The following is a 2,003-nucleotide window of genomic DNA, read 5'->3' on the forward strand; positions in this document are numbered from 1 at the left end:
GACCAGCTTGCGCGCAACCTCGCGTATCTGGAAAACGGCGATACCGGCGCTAGCGAGTTCAGTTGGGCCGATGGCCTGGAGCCTGTGCCGCTGCGCGGTAAACCACCGTCCGAGGGCGGTAGGTACCGGGGCACTAGTCCCGACTGCCCGCCGCAGGTGCGCGTAGAGCGCCGGTAGGAGACAACGATGCCCACCAGGAAACAGGCGGCAGCCCGCCGCAAGTTCGCACGGCTGGCGAAGGCGAAGGGTAACAGCAAGATTGGCCGTCGCGCCAAAAGTTCTGCAAGGCAACGCAAGAAGCGTTACGACCGGCAGCGCGCGGTTCTGCCTGTAACCGTACGCGCCGCACTTGGCCGCCTAGGTTCCTTCATCCGCCTGGGCGGCCAGGTGGTGTCTAGGCGTAGGCAGAGGCCGGGGGTGTTCGACCATTACGCCTACTTGAAAAGCGGATTTCCAGGATGTTGATCTTTTGCCAGCTGGTTATTCAAATCGCTAAAGGCCTGATTGTAATTAGGGCAATATAGGCTTATGGATGTTTGTATAATTGTCACCGCACCGCGTGGTGTTTCCTGTAGACTATCAATTATATAGTCTCCGATCCATTTTACGGATTGAACATTGACTCCGTATTTGTCGAAAGTATCGCAAACAACCGCCTTACCATCAATGGTAGGTCTTGCACTAGCCTGTTGACTACTTAACGAAGCGAAAAGTATAACGATACATAGGATTACGCCGAGGCCCCTTTTTGACATTTGCCCTCCCTTTCAGCACATGGCGTCAAGCATAGCGGTTACGCGTTCTACGAGGTCAACTCAGTCAGAACACCTTGCCGCCTTGACCGTCGCACACGGCCAGCTGTGCCAGTCGCGGAGTCGAACCGCGATTCGGGGCAGCGCAGTCCGAAAACCGTTCTGGCGGTGTTGCTAGGGATTGTCTTCTCGGAGCTTCTCGTGCAGATCACGTGCCTCGTCTTCGGTGAGGCCACCGGCCATAAGTTGCTCGACAGTCAACTTGGGGAACACACTACGCGCAAGCCTGCCCATATACCCCTCTGGCGGAACCCATTCCCGAACTTGGTCAGCTGCGGCTACTAGCTGGTTGGCTAGTTGGCGCGCTTCCGTGGCATCTAGGAGCACATTGTTCAACCGCCTTCCCATTGAGCTCTCGATGCCAAGCACAACAGATTCGATGTGCAATTCAGGATCGTCATTAGGGGAAGGCCGTGAGATGCCTACTGAGACACCGAACTCTCCTGCAAAGTCGTCAGGGTTAGTCGCCAGTAGGTGGTAGAGCACAAACGCGTGGACGCCTTCCAACTCGGTTCGTTCAGGATGCGCGCGCCAACGCTCGTAAGGGTTGTCGCCGCCAACCAGTGCAGCAAGCTCAGCGTCGAGGTCTTGGTTATCCATTGATCAATTCCGTTCCGTCTAGTTCGATTTGGTTGCCGGGCTGGATGCTGGCAAGCAGGTCTTCGATCAACTCGCAGATTGCCGTTTGCTTCCTTGCCTCGTCGGGCTCAAGGCCGGTGATGTTGGCAATGGCCGAACCGGCACGCTTCAGCTTCATGACTGCGTCAAGCGGACCCCTGTGCCCACCCCCGCCATGGCTGCGACGCGGATACGCCTTGTTGTCCGTGCCGGTTGTCTTGACAACTTCGCCGTCATCGTCGCCTGTCCCACTTTGGGACACCTGGCGTTGGACGGTCGACTTGCTTATCCCCAAAGCTTCGGCGATAGCACGAAGACTCATCCCGTCCTTGCGGAACATGTCTACGAGTAGCTGCCTCACAGCCGGGCCTAGCGCCCCCGTGAAGTCACCTAGCGCCTCAACGATGTAGTCCGTCCACGAATCGAAACCAAGGTGTGTATGGATGCCTAATGCCTTGGCCTCGGCTACCCAGAAGACCAACTCGTCAAGGTCGTGGGCGACGCTCCGCGCAGCCTTGCGAATCTCTTTATCCAGATTCTCGGCGTACCCCTTGCTAACGGGGCCGGTCTCGC

2 protein-coding genes are annotated in these 2,003 nt (G+C 57.4%); both read right to left on the bottom strand.

Going from position 1 to position 2,003, the window contains the following annotated elements; translation table 11 throughout:
• Nucleotides 1–926: 926 nt before the first annotated feature.
• Nucleotides 927–1,412 (bottom strand): hypothetical protein, encoded by a 486-nt coding sequence (locus A5791_RS25500; RefSeq protein WP_067243063.1) that lies wholly within the window; start codon nt 1,410–1,412, stop codon nt 927–929.
• The coding region (locus tag A5791_RS25505) for an RNA polymerase sigma factor (protein ID WP_197504776.1) at nt 1,405–2,003 on the bottom strand (599 nt) is incomplete at its 5' end. The genes A5791_RS25505 and A5791_RS25500, both read right to left, overlap by 8 nt.

Source organism: Mycobacterium sp. 852002-51163_SCH5372311 (assembly GCF_001667115.1).
Taxonomy (GTDB): domain Bacteria; phylum Actinomycetota; class Actinomycetes; order Mycobacteriales; family Mycobacteriaceae; genus Mycobacterium.